This window comes from Agrobacterium sp. M50-1, from assembly GCF_049843495.1.
Classification (GTDB): Bacteria; Pseudomonadota; Alphaproteobacteria; order Rhizobiales; family Rhizobiaceae; genus Agrobacterium; species Agrobacterium radiobacter.
Genome location: NZ_JBBHZH010000006.1, coordinates 298,885 through 321,899, shown reverse-complemented (window position 1 = coordinate 321,899; position 23,015 = coordinate 298,885). Strand labels below are relative to the sequence as shown.

Here is a 23,015-nt window from a genome sequence, read left to right as displayed (position 1 = left end):
TCCCACTGACGACACGGCGGACACCTCTGATTTGAAAATTATTTTCTCTGTTGATTGACAAATGAGCATATGCCAACAACCATCGCCAGAGAAAACTCCAAATCTTGAAAATAATTTCAAAAACGGACCCAAACCATGCGTGACCCCTTCAAAAACCCCTTTCCCGCAACGGACGTCGCCCGCCATTCCATCTGGGAGATGCTGGTGACGCGGGACATCGACGCATTCCTCGCCGCCGACTGGTCGAAGGTCGCGGATGATTTCGTCGAGGACGGCTTTCTCGGCATCAACGCCAACCGGGATGCGAACCCGGACAATTGGCGCCTGTCCTTCCCTTCGCTTACCGCCTATCGCGACGAATGGCTGCGGCAGGCGCGGGATTTTCAAACCCAGCAATTCGCGGAGAAGCCACGCGATGCGATCTTTGCGACCACCACGCTGGAAGAAATCGAAGTGGAAGGCGAGACCGCGCTGGCGCGCAAGAAGTTCGACGGCGGGCTTCGCAAGGCGGACGACAGCTTCGACGTCATGAAATGGCAGACGCTCTATTATTGCCGGCTGCATGAGGGACGCTGGAAGATCAGCGGTTTCACCGGCTACATGCCCAACCCCATGCCGTGATCCAGCGCACATGCAGTAAGGTTTTGCACGCCGGGCCAAAAGCCCGGCGTTGTTTTTTCGTCTGGAAGGAACGGGAAAATACTGCCTGAGACGGATCGCGTCAGGAACAGCCGGGCACGGGGAAACAGATTTCATGGCCCGGTTCCTGCCCCTATTGGATCAGCTTGAGAACTGAGAGATCGACGCGCCGTTCCAGCGCGACGCCGCTCTCATCGAATAGATGGCAATCCGATGCGTTGATGCCGGTGACGATCGGTTCATCCACGACCACAGGTGCGGAGCCGGAAAGCAGGGCGCAATAATTCTCACCTGTCGGCGCAACGCCATAAGCAATGGTATTGACCCCAAGCCGTTCGATCACGCTCGGCGCAACCTTGATATTGAGGTCTGCCGTTTCGAGGCCGGTATGTTCCGGGCGGATTCCGAGCGTCAACTGCCCGCCTTCAAGGCCGGCACGCGGCTCGACCGGCACCGTAATCGTCTGGCCTTCATATTCCACCGTCACGCCCTCGGCGCTGACGGATTTACAGGTCACCTTCAGGAAATTCATTTTCGGATTGCCGATGAAGCCGGCCACGAACAGGTTGGCTGGCTTGTGATAAAGCTCGAGCGGCGCACCGACCTGGGCGATTTCACCGGCATTCAGCACCACGATCCGGTCCGCCATGGTCATGGCTTCCACCTGATCGTGGGTGACATAGATCATCGTCGCTTTCAGCGTGCGGTGAAGATTGGTGAGTTCGATGCGCATATCGGCGCGAAGCGCCGCATCAAGGTTGGAAAGCGGCTCATCGAACAGAAATATCTTCGGCTCTCGAACGATGGCACGGCCGATCGCCACGCGCTGGCGCTGGCCGCCGGACAACATGCCGGGGCGCTGCTGCAGGCGCTGATCGAGCTGGAGGATTTTCGCGACACCCTCGACCTTCTGCTTGATCTTGTCCTCCTCCATCTTCTCGACGCGGAGGGGAAAAGCGATGTTTTCGAAGACCGTCATATGCGGATAGAGCGCATAGGACTGGAACACCATGGCGATGCCGCGCTTGACCGGCGGCAATTCATTGACCTTCACGCCGTTAATGACGACGTCGCCACCGGAAATATCCTCAAGGCCCGCGATCATGCGCAGCAATGTGGATTTGCCACATCCCGAGGGGCCGACAAAAACGACGAACTCGCCATCCCTGATGTCGAGCTGAACACCCTTGATGACTTCGAAATGTCCATAGTTCTTGCGGACGTTGTTGAGATAAAGCTGACCCAAAACTTGCCTCTCCCGTCACCAGCCGACATCAGGCTGCGTTCAGAGACGTTCCGCAACACGGGGGAAAACCGCGCCTTACCGGAACCGTTGAAAAACACGGGAAGCCCCTTCCGTCACAGCGGATGGCATTCTCGCGGCGAATTCATGAGGTTGCGGGCGACCTGCACCCGCAACCGTCGCATTGTGGATTATTTATACTGCTCGAGAGCGGCGGAGGCCTTCTTCGCGGCATCCTCCGGGGTCGCCTTGCCGGTAACGACAGACTGCACCATCTCGATCATCGTATCCTGGAAGCCCTTGTAGTCGGTGAAGAGCGGCTCGGGACCACCATAGGCGATACCGTCGATCAGCGGCTTCCAGAAGGGGTCCTTGGCGACGAATTCATCCACCTTGGCCGACGGACGCAGCGGGGTGAGGCCAGCGCCGCCCTGCAACTCGTATTCGCCCTGCGGGCCGGGCGAAGTGATGAATTTGGCGAATTCGGTCGCCTTTTCTTCCACGCCGGTTCCCTTGAAGATCGCCAGGCTGTCGGTGATGAGCAGCGTGCCGGGACCCTTGGCTTCAGGGCCGAGCGGCAGCGTGGCAATGCCCCAATTGATCTTGGTTTCCTGCAGGCGGGTTGCAGCACCCGAACCGGCCTGGATCATGCCAACCTTGCCATCAAGGAAGATGGCGCGGATTTCGTTCTGCTCGTAGGCCGTGGGACCTTCGACGGAATAAGGCGTGATGTCCTTGTAAGCCGTGAGGGCTGCAACGACCTGCGGGCTGTCGACGGTGATCTTGTCGCCGTCGATGACCTTGCCGTTATTGGTATAAACCCAGTGCATGAACTGATGCATGGTGTTGTCGAAGGTCTTGGCGGGCAGGCCATAACCGGCAATGCCGGTCTTTTCCTTGATCTGCTTGGCGAAGGCGATTTCTTCAGCCCAGGTCTTCGGCGGCACTTCCGGGTCGAGACCGGCCTGCTTGAACAGATCCTTGTTCCAGTAGAGCGCCTTGGTCGAGAATGCGACCGGCACGCCCCATTGCGTGTCCTCGAAAGTAACCGTGTCGACGATATTGGGGTAATAGGTCTTCTTTTCGTCTTCCGTCATCGGCACCGGAACGATCAGATCGTTCTGCGCGAACTGCTTCAGCGTGCGCGAACCGACATAGGCCATGGCGACAGGCGTGCCGGCAGCGGCAAGCGTGGTCGCCTTGTCCTGGCACTGCGCCCAGCCGACGACCTCAGGCACAACCTTCCAGCCCTCGTTCTTGCCTTCCCATTCCTTGATGTATTTCTCATGGATAGGGTCCATCTTGTCGCCGCAATAGATCCAGCTGATCTCCTTGTCGGCGGCGTGCGCCGTCACCGTGGTAAGGGCAGTGGAACCGGCAAATGCGAAAGCGCAGAGCGCCAATCCGTAATGTTTCAGTGCCATAGGTAGTCTCCCGTTTTGGTGGTCGTTCCGGTTGTTGTTTATTTCACCGCGCCGGCGGTAAGGCCGCTGACGAGATATCGTTGCATGAAGAAGATCACGACCATGGCCGGCGCAATGCCGACGAAACTGGCCGCCATCAACTCATTCCAGATGACTTCCTGACGACCGAAATAGGCGAAGAGGCCGATGGGCAGCGGCATATATTCGGTCTTGGAATTGAAGGTGAGCGCAAAGATGAACTGCTGGGCATAGGCGCCGATGAAGGTGGTGATGGAGACGACAGCGATGCCCGGCATCGCCAGCGGCAGGATCACCCGGCGGAAGGTGTAGAAGTAGCTCGCGCCATCCACATAGGCCGCTTCTTCCAGTTCCCGCGGGATACGCAGCATGTAGGTGCGCAACAGCCAGATGGCGGTCGGGATAAGGAAGGCGGCGCCGGGAATGATCATCGCCAGATAGGTGTTGAGCACACCCATGTTGCGCATCAACCGGTAAAGCGGGATCAGAAGCACCGCGCCGGAGAACATGTTGATCGCCAGAAATGCGCCAAGCAATTGCCCGCGACCGCGAAACTGGAACCTGGCAAAGGCATAGGACGCCGGAACCACCAGAAGCAGAACGATGATCGTCGAGATCGTCGAAATGAAGAAGGAGTTGAAGACGTAGCGGGCAAAGCCCGGAACGCTGACCCACATGGTGCGGTAGGCCTCGAAGGAACCGTTCGTCGGCCAGAACTTGTAGGGCGAGGAGAAAAGCAGGCTCAGCGGTTTCAGCGAAACCAGAAACCCTTCCACGAAGGGCGCCAGCACGAAGGTCAGGAATACGGCGATGCCGCAATAGATCCCGACAATTTCATACCACCTGTAGCGGTTGATCATCGCATTCTTGTCGGTCATCGGCTGGCCTCCTGCGAGATACGGCTGGTGATGCGGAAGTAGAAATAGGTGAAGATCGACAGGAAGATGCAGATCAGCACGGCGCGCGCCGCACCCTCACCGTATTTGTAGGAGCCGATCGCCGTCTTGTACGTGTCGATGATCATGGTCGTGGTCTGGCCGGTCGGGCCGCCCTGCGTCAGGATCCAGATGATATCGAAGGAATTGAAGGTCGAAATCAGCGAGATCATCGACATGGTAATCATGGCGGGCAGCATCAGCGGCAGCGTGATACGGCGGAAGCGGTAGGCGCGGCTGGCGCCGTCCGTCCACGCCGCCTCATAGAGATCCTGCGGAATGGCCTGAATGGCCGCCAGCAGATAAAGCGTCACCATCGGCACACCGATCCACACGTCGGTGATGATCGTCGCCCAGAAGGCGGTGTTGCCATAAGCAAGGAAAGCAACAGGCCCATTCACAAGCCCGAGATTTTGCAGCACGCCGGAAATCATGCCGAACTGGCCGTTATACATCCAGCCCCACATGAAGATACCGATAGCCATCGGCACGATCCATGGCGGCATGGTCAAAAGGCGAAACAGCGCCCGACCGGGAACGGCCGAATTCAGCAGGACTGCACCAAATGTGCCGATGATCATCTTTATCGAGACGGAAAAGAACGTCCAGATAAAGGTCCGCGTGATGACCTCGGCAAAAGTCGCGTTGAAAATCTTCTCGTAGTTGATGAATCCCACCCAGTTCGTCGTTTTTCTAAGCGACGCATCGGTGAAGGACAGGATGAAGGTATCGACGAGCGGATAAGCAACGATAACCGTGATGTATAAAAGCGCCGGCAGAAGAAGAAGCCAGGCGAAGACGACCGCGCTGCGTTTCGCATCCATCGCCGCGCCCCTCAAGCCGATTTCACGGCGGGGGATTTAGGCTGCCCGTGCAGCGCCAGATCATATTCCTCCCACACCGGCTTGAGATCGATCACTTTACGGCCATGGCGCGCTTCATCCATGGCAAGCGCCAGAATTCCGGCCTCGATCGCGTCGAGCGCGGAAACCGGGAGCGGCGTACCCTTGACGATATGAGCGATAACATCCTCGGCCATCTGCTCATCCGCACCATAATGCTGCGAGAGCGTGGTCGCCGCCGAATAGGTCTTGGCGACGGTCTTTTCATTGGTCCGGGCGTTGTGCACGTTCAGGAAGCCGCGAACAAAATCGCCCTCGGCCATGCCCTTGGCGCCGATCACGCAGAAGCGGCGGAAATCGTCGGGAACGTTGAGATTGGTATGGAAGGCAAGCGACGCGCCGTTCTCGTATTCGACGATCGCCGTCTGGTAGTCGATGATGTCGCCGTCGCTGTCGAAGACCTTGTCGGAACCCATCCATCCGCTCGGCTTGCGATGGTAAACCTCCATGTCGTTGATGCCGTCATTCTGCGGCGCGTTCGCCGGCGTGAAGCTCTTGCGCCCGCCGAAACTCGATACGAAACGCGGCCGCGCGCCGACCACGCCATTATAGAGATCGAGGTCGTGGCAGCATTTTTCCAGCATGAAGGAACCGGAATAATTCTCGTAACGCCGCCAGTCGCGCATGAAGAATGCGCCGTGATAGGGCGGAATATGCTCCGAGGCCTCGATGGAAACGACATCACCCAGCCTGCCTTCGGCCTGCGCGGCGCGCAGATCGCGGTAAAGCGGGGAGTAACGCAGGACCAGACCAACGAGCAGCCGCTCGTGGCCGTGCTTGTTGAGCAGCCGGGCGAGTTCGAGGCTTTCCTCGATGCTGACGACGATGGGTTTTTCGGAGAAGATGGTGCAACCGGCCTCAAGCCCGATGCGGATATGCTCAAGATGCATATGGTTCGGCGAGCCGATCATTAGCAGATCGAATTTTTCGTTTGCGATCAGCGCCTCGGGGCTATCGTAAGCCTTGCCGGCCGAAATGCCCTTCTCCTGCAGGCCCGGCAGGCCCGCCGGCGCGGGATCGACATAACCGACGATCTCGAAATCCCTGTCGATCTCATGAAAAACGTAGCCCAGATAACCGAGACGGAATCCGAGTCCGATAATTCCCACCTTCATGAACTTTGTTCCCTGTTCATTCGTAATTCATTTTCGCAGAAGCGACCATTTCTGTGCTGGCCATCCAGTTATCTGCGATAATTTTCCGCCACGATGAAATTAATTTTCACGACGGTCAAGTTAAATTCGATTTCACAAATGCTGCCGCCAGCTCGAAACCGACTTTTTCGTCGAGACCGGCGCGAAACAGATCGCCGCGGCCACCAACGCAAAAAAACAATACCAAAAAAATGCCAATCGTCCAGAGCAATTCCGTTATCGAGAAATTTTTTTTGGTTAATGCGAAAATATCAAGCACCCAGCCTTATTATCAGGCAAAATATCGAAAAAATCACCGATTAATCGTACAAATCCGACAATGGTTTTATTTTGGTATTGCCGATTACGCGGCATATGATATAGCCAGAGCCGGCCATATCGCCGACCACATGGATCGTGACAGAGGTTATGGATGAACGGGGCAGCGCTTAATCTGGATGACCTGCAATCAGGCGGCGGCCCGCTTTACCTGAAACTGCGCCAGACGATTGAAGACGCCATCAATGGCGGCCGCCTGAAACATGGCGACGCTTTGCCGCCGGAGCGCGATATTGCCGAAAGCGCCTGCGTCAGCCGCGTCACGGTGCGCAAGGCGGTGGACGATCTCGTCCGCGATGGTCTTCTGGTCCGCCGGCACGGCTCAGGCACTTTTGTCGTCAAGCCCATCGCCCGCATGCAGCAGCCCCTGACCAAGCTCACCTCGTTTACCGAGGACATGCGCCGGCGCGGGATGACGGCGAGCACCCGCTGGCTGGACAGGGGCCTGTTCCACCCGACCGGCGACGAGATGATGGCGCTCGGGCTTTCCCAATCCGCCATGGTGGCGCGGCTCACACGTCTGCGTCTCGCCAACGACCAGCCGATCGCACTCGAAGTCACGAGCCTGCCAGGCGATATTCTGCCCGACCCGCAACTGGTTGAAAACTCGCTTTATCTGGAGCTCGAGAAAAGCGGCATCCGCCCCGTGCGCGCCATTCAGCGCATCTCCGCCCGCAATCTCACCGATGAGGAAACATTGCTGCTTGGGGTCCCGCCGGGCTCGGCAGCGCTTTCCGTTCAGCGAATGGCCTATCTGGAAAGCGGGCGCCTCATGGAAATATCCCGCGCACTGTACCGCAGTGACGCCTATGACCTCGTCGCCGAACTGACGATGGGTCCCGAGTGACAAACCCTGATCAAGGACACGAAACGATGACAACCCTGATGCGCCAGGAAATCGATGAGATTCCCGATGCAGTCGCCCGCCTGCTGGACAATGCCGATGCCGATTTCCGGGAAGCCGGCGCTCACCTGAAGGCCCGTGACCCGGCCGTTATCGTCACCATCGCACGCGGTTCCTCCGACCACGCCGCGCATTTCCTGAAATATGCGATCGAATTGCAGACCGGGCTGCCGGTCGCCTCGCTCGGCCCCTCGCTCGCCTCGATCTACCAGACGAAGCTGCGGCTGGAACGGGCGGCGGCCTTCGCCGTCTCACAATCCGGTAAAAGCCCTGACATCGTCGCTCTCGCAGAAAGCGCCCGCAGGGGTGGCGCGCTTACCTTCTCGCTCGTTAACACCCTACCCTCCCCGCTCGGCGACGCGGCGAATCACGCCATCAACATCCAGGCGGGTCCTGAAAAAGCTGTGGCGGCAACCAAATCTTTCGTCAACTCCATCGTCGCCGGCCTCGCGATCCTTGCCGAATGGACGGAAGACAGCCTGCTTGCCAAGGCCGTCAGCGCCCTGCCGCAGAATTTCGCCAAGGCCATCGCGCTGGACTGGAGCCAGATCGGCGAAGCAGTCAAGGGCGAGGAATCGCTCTATATGCTGGGCCGCGGTCCGGCCCTCGCCATCGCTGCGGAAGCCGCCCTGAAATGCAAGGAAACCTGCGAACTGCACGCGGAGGCCTATTCGTCGGCGGAAGTCATGCACGGCCCCGTTTCGCTGGTCGCGCCGAAATTTCCCGTCATCGCTTTTGCCGCGCGTGACCGCGCCGAAACCTCCGTGACTGACATAGCGGCCGGTCTCGCCGGCAAGGGCGCAAGCGTTTTCGTCACTTCCACAAAAGGCAGCCCGGCCAAGCCCCTGCCGTTTGTGGAAACCAATCACCCGCTCACCGACGCCCTGTTGCTGATCGCGCCGTTTTACGGCTTCATCGAGCAATTGTCGCGCGCACGGGGCTTCAATCCGGATGCGCCCGTGGCGTTGAAGAAGGTGACGGAAACCCAATGAGCAGCAGCAAGGCATTTGTCGGCGCCCGCATTTTCGATGGCGCCGCATGGCACGATGGCAAGGTGCTGGTGATCAGCGACGGCCGTGTCGGCGACATCGTCGACCGCGTGTCCGTGCCCGCGGACGCCGACATTATCGATGCGGAAGAACTGCTCATTGCGCCGGGCTTCATCGACCTTCAGGTCAATGGCGGCGGCGGCGTGATGTTCAACAACAAGCCGGATGTAGAGGGCATTGCCCGCATCTGCTCGGCCCATGCGCAATTCGGCACCACGGCGCTGATGGTCACCCTCATCACCGACCGGCCGGATATAACAGCCAAAGCCGCCGAAGCCGGCATCGCCGCCCACAAGGCTGGGGTGCCCGGCTTCCTCGGCCTGCATTTCGAAGGGCCGCATCTTTCCGTCGCCCGCAAGGGCACCCATGATCCAGCGCTGATCCGAAAGATGGAAACGGCCGACCTTGCGATTCTGACCGGCTGCAAGGCGAAACTTCCTTTCGTGCTGACAACCATCGCCCCGGAAAACGTAACCGAAGAGCAAGTCGCAGCGCTGCGCAAAGCCGGTATCGTTGTCAGCCTCGGCCATACCGATGCGGGTCTCGGCGTGGCGACGGCCTATGCCGAGGCCGGCGCCTCCATGGTGACACATCTCTTCAACGCCATGAGCCCGCTCGGCCACCGCGAGCCTGGGCTGGTGGGAGCGGCACTTTCGAACGGCAAGCTGGATTGCGGACTGATCGCCGACGGTTTCCATGTCGATCCCACGGCGATCGGCATCGCGCTTCGCGCCAAGAATAGTCCCGGCCGCATTTTTCTCGTTACCGACGCCATGTCCACCATCGGCACGGACGATGATGGTTTTGAACTGAATGGCAGGCGTGTCTATCGCAACGGCGGCCGGCTGACGCTTGAAGACGGCACGCTGGCGGGGGCGGATATCGATATGCTCTCCTGCATCCGCTTCATGCATGAAAAGCTGGACACACCTTTGGAAGAGGCCTTGAGAATGGCTTCCGCCTATCCCGCCGACGCGGTCGGCGCTTCCGGCAAAGGCAGACTCCTGCCCGGTTTCGATGCGGATTTCGTCATGCTGACACCCGACCTTCAGATGCATTCGACATGGATATCAGGAGAAAAAATCCACGATGCCGCACGTTTCGGAGCCTGAATCATGATCGTTTGTTTCGATATAGGCGGAACGACCATCAAGGGTGCGATTGCATACGCTCCCGACGATATTCGCCCCGTGCCGCGCATCCCGACGCCCAAGACCAGTTTTGAAGACTTCGCCGCCGGCCTGAAATCCGTCATCGATAATAGCGGCGGTACACCCGCCTGCGTGTCGCTGTCGATTGCCGGCGTCATCGACGCCGACACCGGTAAGGCCACTGTCGCCAATATTCAGAGTATCCACGGCAGGGTATTGAAGGACGAGCTGGAAAAGGCGCTGCACCTTCCCGTCATCGTATCGAACGATGCCGATTGTTTCGTGATCGCCGAATCGGAAATCGGTTCCGGGCGCGGCCATCGCGTGGTCTTCGGCGTTATCCTCGGAACGGGTGTCGGTGGCGGCCTTGTCATCGACGGCAAGCTCATCAACAGCGACGGCGGTTTCGCCGGCGAATGGGGACACGGACCGGTGGCAGCGACATTGGCCGGAAACCCGCCGGTTTCACTGCCGCGTTTCGAATGCGGTTGCGGCCTTGCCGGCTGCGTCGACGCAATCGGCAGCGCCCGTGGCATGGAAAAACTGCATTCGCATCTTCACCGGCAGGAGATGACCAGCGAGGACATCATTGCGGCCTGGCAGGCGGGCGATGCGAAGGCCACAAGAACCATTGATGTCCTCATCGATATTCTCGCCTCGCCTCTGGCGATGGTAATTAACGTCACCGGCGCAACCATCGTGCCGGTCGGCGGCGGACTTTCCAATTCGAAGGCGCTTCTCGCGGCTCTGGACGAGGTGGTCAGGAGCCGCATTCTCAGACGCTTCGATCGCCCTCTGGTCGTGCCCGCGATCTGCCGCATTGAGCCGGGGCTGATCGGTTCCGCCGTTATCGGGCTGAAACATGAGAAAGAAACCGCCGGCGCTGCCTGAGCGGCGTCACACCGTCTCGATCTTTTCCCGGCGGAAACCCAGCCCTACCAGCCGGCCGGTCAGATGTGAAAGGAGCGGAAACCGCATGATGGCCAGCACAAAGGCTGGCGGTCCTTTCGGTTTTTCCGCATCGGCCCGTCCCTTTTTGCCGCCAATACGCATCATCCGCTGCAGAAATTGCGTGGCCTTGGTCGGGAAGGATCGCCGCTTTTCAATTGCGGCGAGATCGTCGTCGGTAACGGCGCGGCCGGATACGAGCACCGGCACCAATATATTGGCCGCCGCAACCGCATCCTGAATGGCCAGATTAATGCCGACACCGCCGACAGGCGACATGGCATGGGCCGCGTCACCAATACAGATCAGACCCGGTTTCCACCAGCGCTTCAGCCGGTCGATACGGACGGTCAGGAGATGCACGTCATCCCAGCTCTTGAGCTCATCCAGCCTTTCGCGCGGGAAAGGGCAGATTTCCGCAACCCTGTCCCTGAAGGCTTCAATTCCCTGCAGCTTTATGTCCGCGAAAAATCCCTTTCGCACCACATAACCGCATTGCCAGTAGTCACCCCGGTTGATCATGACGAAACCCTGACGCGAGCCGGCATGCCCCATGGTTTCCGTTGGATCACCGGGCTGTTTCGAAAGACGCAACCACAGCACCTCGGTCGGAATGCCGAAACGCTGCACCTCCAGCCCCGCCGCCTCGCGGACGGTGGAGTTACGCCCATCCGCCCCCACCACCAGATCGGCCTCGATCTCGATGATGCCTTCCGGTGTGCTGACCGTGAGACCGCCAACATGCCCGCCACGCTCGATCAGGCCGGTCACCGGCGCATTCATCAGCAATCGGAAATTTTCGTATTGCCCCGCCTTGCCGACGATGAAATTGAGAAAATCCCATTGCGGCATAAAGGCGATGAAGCGGTGGCGGACCGGCAGGCGGGAAAAATCCGCTATCGTGACACGCTCGCCGCCGATGACGGCATTCAGCCTTGGCGCACGCGTATGCGGCAGGCTCAGGAACTCATCGACAAAACCGAGTTGCTCCATCAATTCAAGCGTTGAGGGATGGATGGTGTCGCCACGAAAATCGCGGAGAAAATCCCCATGTTTTTCGACGACGACGACATCGATACCGCTGCGCGCAAGCAGCAGGCCAAGCATCATGCCCGCCGGCCCGCCGCCGGCCACGGCGACGGTTGTACGGATATGCTGAACGGACTTGCCGTCATTTTCCGGAGCGTTTGTCGCTTCCTCCATCACCTTCCCCCTATGGCCCGCTGAAAGTCTCTATCGTGTATCCGCCGCCGGAAGATTTGCATTTTTCGGTTGCGGCCAGCCCTGCGCATCGAACCGGAACAGCATTTCGGACCGGGCAAAGATAAAGGCGAAGGCCATGGCCGTCCACATGCCGAGCAACAGTCCGGCGGCGACATCGCTTGGATAATGTGCGCCGACGATGACACGCGAAACACCGATGACGAGGGCAAACAGGAGAAACACCCAGCGGAAGCGCGGCATCAACATGGCGAAAACACCGAAAAACGCCCCGGCAGCTGTCGAATGGCCGGAGGGAAAACTTTCATAGAGATTGTCGCCGGTGAAAGGAGTGAGGCTGTAGGCACCCATTTCAAGAAGAAGCTCCGGCCTTGCCCGACCGATCAGGAATTTCAGCGTATGGACGAGAATGCTCGCCGTTCCGATCGTCAGGAAGAAATAAGCCAGAAGCCGCCATGCCGTCCTCAGGCGTCCATTGTAGGTCTGTGCCTTTAAAACCCGTGCGGCGACATAGGCCAATATCGCCAGAAGGCCGGTGGAATAGAGCATCCAGCGGAAGGTTCCGAAATCGGTAATCGCGCGGTTAAAGGAAACCACCCCACCCGGCAGGGCCTGCGCACTTTCGGAAAGACGCGGATCAAAAGGAATGAAGACCAGGACCAGCACAAGGCTTGCCGCAAAAATCCACCCGCTGGAAACCAGGAAACGTCGCATCAATATCCTCTCATTGTTTTTCTTGCATATGGCTTTGCCCTCCGCAAAAACAATAGCCCGGGCTTTGTCCTTGTTATGGCTGGTTTTCGCGAGTAGAGGCTAATGCATGTTGCCCGAAAGTGCGTAGCGATTTCGGGAGAACGACAGGCACCAAGAGGTGCGAAGCGGAAACGACCGACGGACTGAAAATGACGGATGCCAGTGAAATGCCACGCAAGCTGACAATATTGGGTTCGACGGGTTCGATCGGCACCAGCACGCTGGATGTGGTCCGTCAGCTGGGTGGCCGCGACGCGTTCGAGATCACGGCGTTGACCGGCGCAGGCAACATTGCTCTCCTTGCGGAACAAGCGCGGGAATTCGGCGCGCGGCTGGCAGTCACGGCTGAAGATGACAAATACGAAGCGCTGAAATCGGCCCTTGCCGGCACCGGCATAGAGGTTGCGGCAGGCAAATCCGGCCTCGAAGAAGCGGCATCGATGGATGCCGGCTGGGTGATGGCAGCGATTGCCGGAACCCCCGGTCTCGCGCCGACGCTGACAGCCGCGCAGCGTGGCGCAGATATAGCCCTCGCCAACAAGGAATGCCTGGTTTCGGCTGGTGATGTTTTTCTGCGTACGGTCAAGCAGGGCGGCGGCAGACTGATCCCCGTTGACAGCGAGCACAGCGCAATCTTCCAGTGCCTGACGGGCGAACATAAACAGGCCGTGGAGCGCATCGTGCTGACGGCCTCCGGCGGGCCGTTCCGCACCTGGTCGCGCGACGAGATGGCCAATGTCACGGCGGATGTCGCCCGCGCCCATCCCAACTGGTCGATGGGGCTGAAGGTCTCCATCGGCAGCGCCTCGATGTTCAACAAGGGGCTGGAAATGATCGAGGCGAAATATCTCTTCGATCTCAGGCCCGATCAGGTGGAGGTGATCGTCCACCCGCAGTCGATCATCCATTCGATGGTGGGTTATACCGATGGTTCCTATATCGCCCAACTCGGCTCTCCCGACATGCGCACCGCTATTTCTTATGCCCTCACCTATCCGCAACGCGGCAATCTGAATGTCGAGCGGCTGGATTTCGCAAAACTGGCGCGGCTCGATTTCGAAGCACCGGATGAAGCCCGCTTCCCGGCGATCCGTCTGGCCCGCACGGCGCTGGAACGCGGCGGCTTGCAGGGCGCAGCCCTGAATGCCGCCGAAGAGACCGCCTTCCACGCCTTCGTCGCAGGCGGCATCGGTTTTCTCGATATGGCCGAGATCGTCGAAACGGTCATGGACCGCATGCATGACGGCCGATCTGCCGCGACCATTGAAGACGTCTTCGCAGCGGATGAGGAAGCCCGCCGTCACGCCCGTGAATTGATCGCCACAAAAGAAAAGGCCGCGTAAACGCGGCCCGGTCTTCTTTTATCTTAACTGCGGCCTCACGCCACCGCACGCGCCAGTGCACAATGTGACCAGAGCTGGTGCAGCGCGCCAACGAGATGCTCGATATCGGCATCGCTGTGCAGCGGCGTGGGCGTGATACGCAGGCGCTCGGTCTTGCGCGGCACGGTCGGATAATTGATCGGCTGCACGTAAACGCCGTGACTGTCGAGCAGAATATCCGAAATCCATTTACACTTGGCGGCATCACCCACCATGACCGGCACGATGTGGCTGGGATTGTCCATGTGCGGAATACCGCGTGCATCGAGAAGACCGCGCAGCTTGCGCACGCGATCCTGATGGCGGGCGCGCTCGAAGGGGCTTGCCTTCAGATGCTGGATCGAAGCGATCGCGCCGGCGGCGAGCGACGGCGGCAGGGCCGTCGTGAAGATGAAGCCGGAGGCGAAGGAGCGAATGAAGTCGCAGACCGCGGTGGACCCGGTAATATAACCACCCATCACACCGAAGGCCTTTCCGAGCGTACCCTCTATGATCGTCAGACGATCCATCAGGCCTTCGCGCTCGGCAATGCCGCCGCCGCGCGGACCGTACATGCCGACAGCGTGAACTTCATCGAGATAGGTCATGGCGCCATAACGGTCGGCCAGATCGCAGATTTCCTTGATCGGCGCGATGTCGCCATCCATCGAATAGACGGATTCGAAAGCGATCAGCTTCGGCGCGTTCGGATCGGCGGCCTTGAGCTTGGCTTCGAGATCTTCGAGATCGTTGTGTTTCCAGATAACCCGCTCGCAACGGCCATAACGGATGCCTTCGATCATCGATGCATGGTTCAGCGCGTCGGAAAAAATGATGAGGCCCGGAATTTTCTGGCCGAGCGTGCCGAGGGTCGCCCAGTTGGAAACATAACCCGACGTGAAGATCAGCGCCGATTCCTTGCCATGGAGGTCGGCAAGTTCCTGTTCAAGCAGGACGTGATAATGGTTGGTACCAGAAATATTCCGGGTGCCTCCCGCACCCGCGCCACAGTGATCGATAGCGGCTTTCATGGCTTCGATGACCTTCGGGTTCTGGCCCATGCCCAGATAGTCGTTGGAGCACCAGACGGTTACGTCCTTGCGTTCGCCATTGGCGTTGTACCGTGTCGCGCGGGGAAAATTGCCCTGCTGGCGTTCGATATCCGCAAAAACGCGATAGCGTCCCTCAGAATGCAGGCTCTGCAGTTCCGTTGTGAAAAATGCCTCGAAGTCCATGCCATGCTCCAGAATTGACCAGATCGTTTTCTGCCTCGACACCGGGACCGTCAACCCTTGCGAGCTGCTTTAACCACGTCTGCGTCAATTCGCCGTTGTTTTGAACCATTCCAATAAACCGTTTATAGACGCTGATGAAAAGTACAAAATTGATTCACATCAAAAAACCGCGAGATTTGGAACCTTTTTCGCGTGGCGCCGTTGTCTGGCACACAATCGATTTACGCTCGCAGGAATGCCTGGAAGATGAGGCTTCCCTAAACGACATCGAATTGTTAGTTATCTGTGGCGGTCGGAGGTAGCAGTCGCCGCAGATAAATATGGGACGCCTACCGAGCCGAAGAGCTCATTGTAACGTTGGAGAGAGTTTCATGAAAAAGGCAATCATATTTGCGCTGGTCGGCCTGTCGCTTGCAAGCTGCACGCAGACGGAAAAGGGCGCTTCGATCGGTGCCGTTTCCGGCGCTGTTATTGGTGGAGCCATCACGGGTAACGTTCGCGGCGCAGCAGTTGGCGCAGCGATCGGCGGTGTTGGCGGCGCTCTGATCGGCAATGCTTCCGAGCCGGGCTATTGCTATTATCGCGACCAGTACGGTCAGCGTTACACGGCGCGTTGCCGCTAATCGCTTCGCGAAATACCGTTGCACAGAAGCCCCGGTCATCCGGGGCTTTTTGCGTTATGGCGGGCAAAAGACGGGGCGGAGGGTCCTCAAAGCCGTTTATTTATGATTAAATTGCAATGTTAACGGACAGGAAACGGGTTGGGGCGACAATAAAAGCTCAACCATAAAGCAGCTTATGCGAAGAACACGAACTAACCCGAAGACAGGTATTGCGTATCGGAAAGCCGGCACCGCGCTCGCGGTTGCTGTGACGTTCGCCCTGTATCCGGCATTTACCCGTGACGCCTTCGCCTTCAAACTGTTCGGCATGCGCCTCTGGGGTTCGGAAGAACCGGAGGTCGAGGTTATCAATCCGGTCAAATATGCCGTCACGCTTGATGCCCCCGACGCCGATAAATCCCTGAAAGACAGCCTGGAAAACAGCTCGCTTCTCCTTGCGGACAAGGAGAAGCCGGCCTCGGGCGATCTTGGCCTTCTGATAAAGGCAAGAGACGACAGGGACAGGCTGATTGCGGCGCTTTATGAAAACGCCCGTTACGGCGGAATCGTCAAGGTCACCGTCGCCGGCAAGGATGTGGATAGCCTGCCGCCCAATCCGGTGTTCGATCATTCCGCTCCCGTGCCCGTGGTGATCACGGTAACGCCCGGCCCGGTCTTCAAACTCGGCAATGTCCGGCTGGAAGGCGATGTGACTGGCCGTAACCTTGAGGAATACGGCCTGATAACCGGGGGTGACGCCGGTTCTCTCGCCATCATCCGCGCCGGTAACAAGCTGATCGATGATCTGAAGGCCGAAGGCCGTCCGCTTGCGAAACTGACGAAACGCGAGGCGGTTGCCAACCACGCAACGAACACCGTCGACATCACCATGGCAGCCGAAGGCGGTCCCGTGGCGCCCCTCGGCACGGTGACCGTGACAGGTGAAAAAACCGTCGATGGCGATTTCATCCGCCGTTACTCGCGCCTCAATGGCAGCGAGCCCTATTCCCCGGAGAAACTGCGCAAGGCCGCCGACCGGCTGCGGCAGCTGGGCGTCTTTTCCAGCCTGACCATCAAGGAAGCGGGAACGCTGGCGCGCGACGGCACCATTCCGCTCACCATCGAGGTCTCGGAAGGCAAACACCGCTATTTCGGCGTCGGCGCACAATACTCCACCACGGAAGGCATCGGCCTTCAGGGGTATTGGGGACATCGGAACCTGTTCGGACAGGCGGAATCGCTGCGTATCGAAGGTTCTGTCTCGCGCATCGCCGAAGCATCGAGCGTCGAAGGCATGGATTATTCGGCGGGCATCACTTTCACCAAGCCCGGCATGTTCAATCCGCGCACCACCTTCAAGACCAGCCTGATTGCCAAGACCGAACACCCCGATACATACGACGCCAAGACAGTGACGGGCACAGCCGGTTTCGCCTACGAGCTCAACGATACCGATACAGCCGCAGCCGGCCTTGAGGTGCAATGGGCCGATACGGAAGACGCATTCGGCAAGAACGAATATCTCACCACCTCCATCCCGCTGGAATTCGTTCGTGATACACGCGACGACAAGCTCAACCCCACCGAAGGCTTCCGTGCCTCTGTGGCCGCCAAGCCTAGCTATGAAGCGCTGAACGGCACGTTCTTTTCCTCTTTCGAAGGCTCCATCTCGGGCTACAAGGGGATTGGCGCCGAAGACCGGCTGATCATGGCCGGAAAGCTTTCCGGTGGCGTGCTCGTTGGCGGCAGCGATCTGCAGGACATTCCCACCACAAGGCGCTTTTATGCCGGTGGCGGCGGATCGGTGCGCGGCTACAGCTATCAGGAAATATCGCCGTATAACGCCGCTGGCGACGCGACCGGCGGCCGCTCTTATGTGGTCGGCTCCATCGAAGCCCGCATCAAGGTCACCGATACGATCGGCATCGTGCCCTTCATCGACGCGGGTGTGGTTTCGGATGAAGTGACCCCCGATTTTTCCGATATCCGGGCTGGCGCCGGTATCGGCCTGCGTTACGCGACGCCCTTCGGGCCTCTGCGTCTCGATGTCGCCATGCCGCTTGAAAAATACGATGGTGGCAACAGTTTCGGCATTTATGCTGGCATCGGCCAGTCTTTTTAAACGCCGCAGTCGAACACCCTTGCAACAGAGTGTAGATTACCCTTTATGAAAATGTTGATTCGATTGCTGAAATGGCTGGGTTACGCTGCTTTGTTCGGCGTGGTGCTGGTGTTGCTCGCGGTTCTGTTCGTCGGTTTTACGCCGATGGGCGCAAGAATCGCCGCAACGCAGATTTCATCACTCGTTTCCACGCCCGATCAGGTGATCGAGATTTCTCCCCCGAGCGGCCTTTTGACCGGCCGCCTTCGGCTTGACAATGTCACGCTTTCAGACCGGCAGGGCCCCTATGCCCGCGTGAACCAGGTCGCCGTCGACTGGTCGCCGCTCTCGCTGCTTGCCGGCACCTTCCATGCCGAGCGCGTCTCAGCCGGATCGATCGATGTCGAGCGCAAACCGCTTGCGTCAGAGCAGGCGGCAGCCAAGAGTTCCGGCAACTCCTCGCTGCCGATCGAAGTCGCCGTCGACAATTTCAGCTTTCCCGATATCAGCCTTGGACAATCACTTCTCGGCCGTCCTTTCGACCTGACCGCGGAAGGCAGCCTCAAGGCCGCCCGGGACGACATCAGGCTGTCGCTCACGGCCCACCGGCTGAATGCGCCGGATGCGGAGGTTAACGCCGACGTTGCTTTCCTTCCGAATGAAAACGTCCTGAAGCTGAAAGCGGAGATGAAGGAGCCCGAGGGCGGGCTTCTCGCCACATTGCTTTCGCTTCCCGGCACACCTGCGGTGGCGATAGACCTCAACGGTGAAGGCCCGCTTTCCGACTGGACCGGTAGCCTGCGCGGCAATGTCGCCGGTAACCCCGTCGTCAATGTGACCGGCCGCCACCTTCTTGGTGATGATGGCACACGCCGTATCGAAATTGCGGGCGGTGGCCAGCCGGACCTGCTTCTGCCCCCGGCCTTCCGCCAGCTTTTTGCCGGCGAGACGAAGCTTGATGCAAATGCGACCCTTTCGCCGCAGGGCCGCATCGAAATAGGCAGCAGCACGCTGGAAACCGGCACGTTGCTGCTGACGGCATCAGGCTCCGTCGATCCGAACGGTGAAAATGATCTTGCCGCCAATCTCATCGGCACCGCCGGCCCCGTGGATTTTCGCTGGCCGCTGGAGAATGGCGAGGTTCAGGCTCTCATCAACGGCCTCGATCTTTCCCTCAAGGGTGGAGCGGAGGCTGCACATCTCAACACGACCGTATCGTTGCGCAGCCTTTCCCTGCCTCAAGGCCGGCTTGACGATGTCAAACTGACGGCCGAGAGCGCCGATCTCAACGTCGCCAACCGCAGTGGCACGATCGCGACGGTCCTGTCCGTGGCGCAATCGTCCTTCGTCAGCCCGGATATCGACCGGCTGGTGCGTGCGCCACTCACCATCAAGGCGCCGCTCAGCCTCACCTCTTCCGCTATCGGCTTCGATGGCGCGACGCTGGAAAGCGCCAGTGTCGGCGGCACGCTGAAGGGCAGTTTCGATCTCGCCGGCAATCGCCTCACCTCCAGCATTCAGCTCTTCGCATTGCCCGCCACCCTTCCACCGGCGCTGGCGGAAAAATTCGATACGACCATTGCCCTCCAGGGCGATATCGACCTGACCATCGGTGGACGCACCAGCGTTGAAAACCTTGTCGTCAAATCGGGAACGATCGAAGCCACGGGCAATGTCAGCCTCGAAAACGAGGCATTAAGCGCCAGCTTCACGGGTAAATTTCCTGCGCTCGAGAAACTGACGCCGCAGGCAAAGGGCGTCGCCGATTTTGCAATCGAGGCCAGTGGTGCGCTTGCCGCACCGGATTTCAACGTCACCTTGAGTTCCGAAAGCGCCATTCTTGCCGGACGCACGCTGGAAGCGCTGAAGGTCAATGCAACAGGCAAGGCTGACCCGGCTGCGCCCCAGGCGAAACTCACCGCCAGCGGCAGTCTCGACCGGCAGAAGATCGATGCCAATGCCGATGTGGTGCAGACCGAAAACGGCACCGCGATGCCCGAGCTGCACGTTGCGGTGGGCCGGAATATCCTGAACGGGCAGCTGCAATTCTCGCAGCAGTTCCTGCCATCGGGCAATCTTTCCTTCAATTTCCCCGACCTTGCGCTGCTCGCCGCACTCGCCGCGCAGCAGGCGGATGGCGATATTGCTGGCGACATCGCCCTGAGCAACGCCAATGGGCGGATCGCCGCGACGATAAAGGCCAATGGCAGCAGCATCCGCCAGGGCACGACAACGATCTCCAAGCTCGCCGCCGATATTTCCATCGATGACCTTCAGGTTCTTGCCATCAATGGCAAGGTCAGCGCCGATAGCGTCAATGCGGGCGCCGCCGCGATATCAGGCCTGAATGCCACCATCGGACATTCCGGCACGACGACCCAGTTCGACGTCAACGGCCGTTACGACAACGCGCCGCTGGTGGTAAAGGGCAGCGCCGACACCGGTGGTTCGCCGATGACGTTGCGCGTCGATGCCTTTTCCGCCGCCCCCAAGGGCATTGCAGTACGGCTTGAAAAACCAAACACCATCGCCATCCAGAACGGCACGGCCCGCATTTCCGATCTGACCGTCATCACGGGCGAAGGGCGCATTGAGGTCAACGGCACTGCCGGGTCAACGCTCGACATCAATGCCGATATCCGTTCGCTGCCCGCCAGTCTCGCAAATGCTTTCGCCACCGGGCTGGATGCGGCAGGCAGTATCTCCGGCACGGTGAGCGCCAAGGGTGCGGCGTCGAATCCGGCGGTCGATTACAATCTGAACTGGACCAATGCCGAGGTCGCGCAGACACGCGCGGCGGGGCTCGCTGCGCTCGGCATCAAGGCGAATGGCCGTTTCGCCGACGGCACCTTGCAGATCGACACCAATGTATCCGGCCAGGGCGGCATGTCGCTTTCCGGCGGCGGCTCGCTCGGCATCGCCGGCAATCGTCCACTTTCCATGGCATTTTCCGGCAGGCTGCCATTCTCCGCCGTCGCAGCACAAACCGCAGCGCAGGGCCTCGACGTGGATGGCAGCGCCGCCATCGATGTGAAGATTTCCGGCAGCGCTTCCGCACCTGTCGTGACCGGCAGCATCACCACCGATGGTACACGCCTGACCGACGTGCGCAGGAACCTGACCATCAACGATCTGGGCGCCACCATCACCTTCGACCGCGACCGCGCAGTCATTTCCCGATTGACCGGCAAGCTGGCGGGCGGCGGAACGATATCGGGAACCGGCAGCGTCGGCATATCAGGCGGTTCGGGTTTCCCCGCCGATATATCGATCACGCTTAATCGCGCCGGTTATAATGACGGCACGCTGGTAACGACGGTGGTGAGCGGCACGCTGACGCTGAAAGGCCCGCTGCTGAATTCCCCCGTTCTGGGCGGCAATCTGACGCTGGACAGAAGCGCCATCACCATTCCGGAAAAACTTCCGGCCTCGCTGACGGAGATCGATGTCAAACACAAGAACGCCCCACCAAAGGTGCGCGCACAGGCCAAGGCGCTCGGGGCTGATCAGGGCGGAAGCGGCAGTTCGTCCACCATCAATCTCGATCTGCAGGTGAATGCGCCAAGCGGTATCTTCGTGCGCGGGCGCGGCATCGATGCGGAACTCACGGGTAATCTGACGATCCGTGGCACGGCAGCCGTTCCCGTCATTTCCGGTGGCTTTGAAATGCGCCGCGGCCGGCTGGAAATCCTCACTCGCCGCCTCGATTTCACGACAGGCAATATCAGTTTTGGTGGCGGCCTCGTTCCGGTCCTCGATATGAAGGCGGATTCGACAGTCGGCTCAACGACTATCACCGTGTCCGTTTCCGGCACCGCCAACGATCCGACCTTTGCTTTCTCCTCGGCACCCGCCCTGCCGCAGGACGAGGTGATGGCCCAGCTGATCTTCGGCCAGTCCATGTCGAAACTCTCGGCTCTGCAGATCGCGAGGCTCGCAGACGCCGCCGCCCAGCTGGCCGGCGGGCGTTCTACCTCGCTGTTCGACAAGCTCAGAAGCAATCTCGGCGTCGACGATCTCGATATTTCGACCGACTCCGAAGGGCAGGCCCGTGTTTCCGCCGGTAAATATCTGAACGAAAGAACCTATCTCGAGCTGCAGCAAAGCGGCGAGTCCGGCGCAAAAGCCATCATCAACCTCGATGTCGGGCGGGGTGTGAAGCTACGCGGGGAAGCGGGTGGCGATGGCGAAGGCGCAGCCGGCATATTTTACGAGAAGGAATATTAGCATTTCCAATAAAAGTGCGTAGCGGTTTTACGTCCGGACAATGCGTAAAATCAAAGAGAGTATTTTCGTGATTCGAAGAAAAGCGAAAATACTCCAGGGCCGCTTCGCATTTAGGTTTGCGAAACCATCTCATGTTACGAATCTTCCATTGAAGACGGAAATATTGTTTCCGGTTGTTCAGGCACCAGGCAGAACGCCAAATCCGCATATGCAAGTGTCGGTGCACTTGCGCCGGCCTCCACAGCGAGCATTGGGAAGAATTCTGATGGCTATGATTAACTCTACCAATTTTGGCGGTGAGACGCTCGAAATCATCGCGTTCCGCCTGCATGATCAGGAATTCTGCGTGAAGACGACGACCATCCGCGAAATTCGCGGCTGGGCGCCTTCGACGCCCATTCCCCACGCGCCGAAAGACGTCATCGGCGTCATGAACCTGCGCGGCTCTGTCATTCCGATCATCGATCTGGCCCACAAGCTCGGCATGAAAAGCACCGTCGCCAATGAAAGAAGCGCCATCGTGGTGGCGGAAGTGCACAACATGGTCATCGGCATGCTGGTCGACCGTGTGTCCGACATTCTGACGATCCCGGCAAACCAGGTTCAGCCGGTTCCGGAGATTTCGGCCTCTTTCGACAAGTCGTATTCGGAAGGCATCATCGCCAACGAACACGGCATGATCTGCTTCCTGAACCTCGCAAAAATGTTCAAGGGAACCGAAGCGGAAGACCTCGCCGCTTAATCAGGCCTTTTGGCTGGCCTTGCCAGACGAGGATCATCAATCAACCTAGACCGCCGGAGCACTCGCCCGGCGGTTTTGTTTTCCTTTA

Annotated in this window: 19 protein-coding genes; 11 read left to right on the top strand and 8 right to left on the bottom strand. The window is 59.2% G+C overall.

What is annotated here, in order from left to right:
- Nucleotides 1-135 precede the first annotated feature (135 nt).
- Nucleotides 136-621 (top strand): hypothetical protein, encoded by a 486-nt coding sequence (locus tag WDZ78_RS16605; RefSeq protein ID WP_425673622.1) that lies wholly within the window; start codon nucleotides 136-138, stop codon nucleotides 619-621.
- A gap of 151 nt (nucleotides 622-772) precedes the next feature.
- On the opposite strand, the gene WDZ78_RS16600 is transcribed toward WDZ78_RS16605, so the two are convergent.
- From WDZ78_RS16600 to WDZ78_RS16580, 5 genes are all read right to left on the bottom strand, one after another.
- A complete protein-coding gene (locus WDZ78_RS16600) occupies nucleotides 773-1,885 on the bottom strand; it encodes an ABC transporter ATP-binding protein (protein ID WP_425673621.1) in 1,113 nt (370 codons plus the stop codon).
- A 188-nt stretch (nucleotides 1,886-2,073) separates the two neighbouring features.
- Nucleotides 2,074-3,306, bottom strand: a complete 1,233-nt coding sequence (locus WDZ78_RS16595) for an ABC transporter substrate-binding protein (protein WP_425673620.1) — start codon at nucleotides 3,304-3,306, stop codon at nucleotides 2,074-2,076.
- A gap of 38 nt (nucleotides 3,307-3,344) precedes the next feature.
- Entirely contained in the window at nucleotides 3,345-4,202 is an 858-nt protein-coding gene (locus WDZ78_RS16590) for a carbohydrate ABC transporter permease (protein WP_004443724.1), read from the bottom strand.
- Nucleotides 4,199-5,083, bottom strand: a complete 885-nt coding sequence (locus WDZ78_RS16585; RefSeq protein ID WP_020010903.1) for a carbohydrate ABC transporter permease — start codon at nucleotides 5,081-5,083, stop codon at nucleotides 4,199-4,201. The genes WDZ78_RS16590 and WDZ78_RS16585 overlap by 4 nt, the downstream gene beginning before the upstream one ends.
- 11 nt (nucleotides 5,084-5,094) lie before the next feature.
- Nucleotides 5,095-6,276, bottom strand: coding sequence for a Gfo/Idh/MocA family protein (locus tag WDZ78_RS16580; protein WP_425673619.1), 1,182 nt, complete (start codon nucleotides 6,274-6,276; stop codon nucleotides 5,095-5,097).
- Nucleotides 6,277-6,329: 53 nt separating this feature from the next.
- Here WDZ78_RS16580 and WDZ78_RS16575 point away from each other — a divergent pair, with 53 nt between their 5' ends.
- The 5 genes from WDZ78_RS16575 to WDZ78_RS16555 are packed head-to-tail and all read left to right on the top strand — an operon-like array spanning nucleotide 6,330 to nucleotide 10,628.
- Nucleotides 6,330-6,731, top strand: a complete 402-nt coding sequence (locus WDZ78_RS16575) for a hypothetical protein (protein ID WP_425673618.1) — start codon at nucleotides 6,330-6,332, stop codon at nucleotides 6,729-6,731.
- Entirely contained in the window at nucleotides 6,728-7,480 is a 753-nt protein-coding gene (locus WDZ78_RS16570) for a GntR family transcriptional regulator (protein ID WP_425673617.1), read from the top strand. The genes WDZ78_RS16575 and WDZ78_RS16570 overlap by 4 nt, the downstream gene beginning before the upstream one ends.
- 26 nt (nucleotides 7,481-7,506) lie before the next feature.
- A complete protein-coding gene (locus WDZ78_RS16565) occupies nucleotides 7,507-8,529 on the top strand; it encodes an SIS domain-containing protein (RefSeq protein ID WP_425673616.1) in 1,023 nt (340 codons plus the stop codon).
- Complete coding sequence (gene nagA / locus WDZ78_RS16560; protein ID WP_425673615.1) at nucleotides 8,526-9,698, top strand: N-acetylglucosamine-6-phosphate deacetylase; 1,173 nt, start codon at nucleotides 8,526-8,528, stop codon at nucleotides 9,696-9,698. Before WDZ78_RS16565 ends, nagA begins: the two co-directional genes overlap by 4 nt.
- A 3-nt stretch (nucleotides 9,699-9,701) precedes the next feature.
- Nucleotides 9,702-10,628, top strand: coding sequence for an ROK family protein (locus tag WDZ78_RS16555; protein WP_020010898.1), 927 nt, complete (start codon nucleotides 9,702-9,704; stop codon nucleotides 10,626-10,628).
- A gap of 6 nt (nucleotides 10,629-10,634) precedes the next feature.
- Here the strand turns inward: WDZ78_RS16555 and WDZ78_RS16550 are convergent, their stop codons facing one another.
- Nucleotides 10,635-11,888, bottom strand: coding sequence for an FAD-dependent oxidoreductase (locus WDZ78_RS16550; RefSeq protein WP_425673614.1), 1,254 nt, complete (start codon nucleotides 11,886-11,888; stop codon nucleotides 10,635-10,637).
- Between the two features lie 30 nt (nucleotides 11,889-11,918).
- Nucleotides 11,919-12,620 carry a phosphatase PAP2 family protein gene (locus WDZ78_RS16545; RefSeq protein WP_020010896.1) on the bottom strand — a complete coding sequence of 234 codons (702 nt, stop codon included), beginning with the start codon at nucleotides 12,618-12,620 and terminating at the stop codon, nucleotides 11,919-11,921.
- 188 nt (nucleotides 12,621-12,808) lie between these two features.
- On the opposite strand from WDZ78_RS16545, the gene dxr reads away from it, so the two are divergent.
- Entirely contained in the window at nucleotides 12,809-14,002 is a 1,194-nt protein-coding gene (gene dxr, locus WDZ78_RS16540) for a 1-deoxy-D-xylulose-5-phosphate reductoisomerase (protein WP_425673613.1), read from the top strand.
- Between the two features lie 35 nt (nucleotides 14,003-14,037).
- On the opposite strand, the gene hemA is transcribed toward dxr, so the two are convergent.
- Nucleotides 14,038-15,255 carry a 5-aminolevulinate synthase gene (gene hemA, locus WDZ78_RS16535; RefSeq protein WP_003504938.1) on the bottom strand — a complete coding sequence of 406 codons (1,218 nt, stop codon included), beginning with the start codon at nucleotides 15,253-15,255 and terminating at the stop codon, nucleotides 14,038-14,040.
- A gap of 371 nt (nucleotides 15,256-15,626) precedes the next feature.
- Here hemA and WDZ78_RS16530 point away from each other — a divergent pair, with 371 nt between their 5' ends.
- The 4 genes from WDZ78_RS16530 to WDZ78_RS16515 all read left to right on the top strand — a co-directional run bounded on the left by WDZ78_RS16530 (nucleotide 15,627) and on the right by WDZ78_RS16515 (nucleotide 22,927).
- A complete protein-coding gene (locus tag WDZ78_RS16530) occupies nucleotides 15,627-15,878 on the top strand; it encodes a YMGG-like glycine zipper-containing protein (protein ID WP_003504940.1) in 252 nt (83 codons plus the stop codon).
- 175 nt (nucleotides 15,879-16,053) lie between these two features.
- A complete protein-coding gene (locus WDZ78_RS16525) occupies nucleotides 16,054-17,979 on the top strand; it encodes an autotransporter assembly complex protein TamA (RefSeq protein ID WP_425673612.1) in 1,926 nt (641 codons plus the stop codon).
- A 45-nt stretch (nucleotides 17,980-18,024) separates the two neighbouring features.
- On the top strand, nucleotides 18,025-22,185 hold the full coding sequence (locus WDZ78_RS16520; protein WP_425673611.1) for a translocation/assembly module TamB domain-containing protein: 4,161 nt from the start codon (nucleotides 18,025-18,027) through the stop codon (nucleotides 22,183-22,185).
- A 265-nt stretch (nucleotides 22,186-22,450) separates the two neighbouring features.
- Entirely contained in the window at nucleotides 22,451-22,927 is a 477-nt protein-coding gene (locus WDZ78_RS16515; RefSeq protein WP_003504949.1) for a chemotaxis protein CheW, read from the top strand.
- Nucleotides 22,928-23,015: the final 88 nt, after the last annotated feature.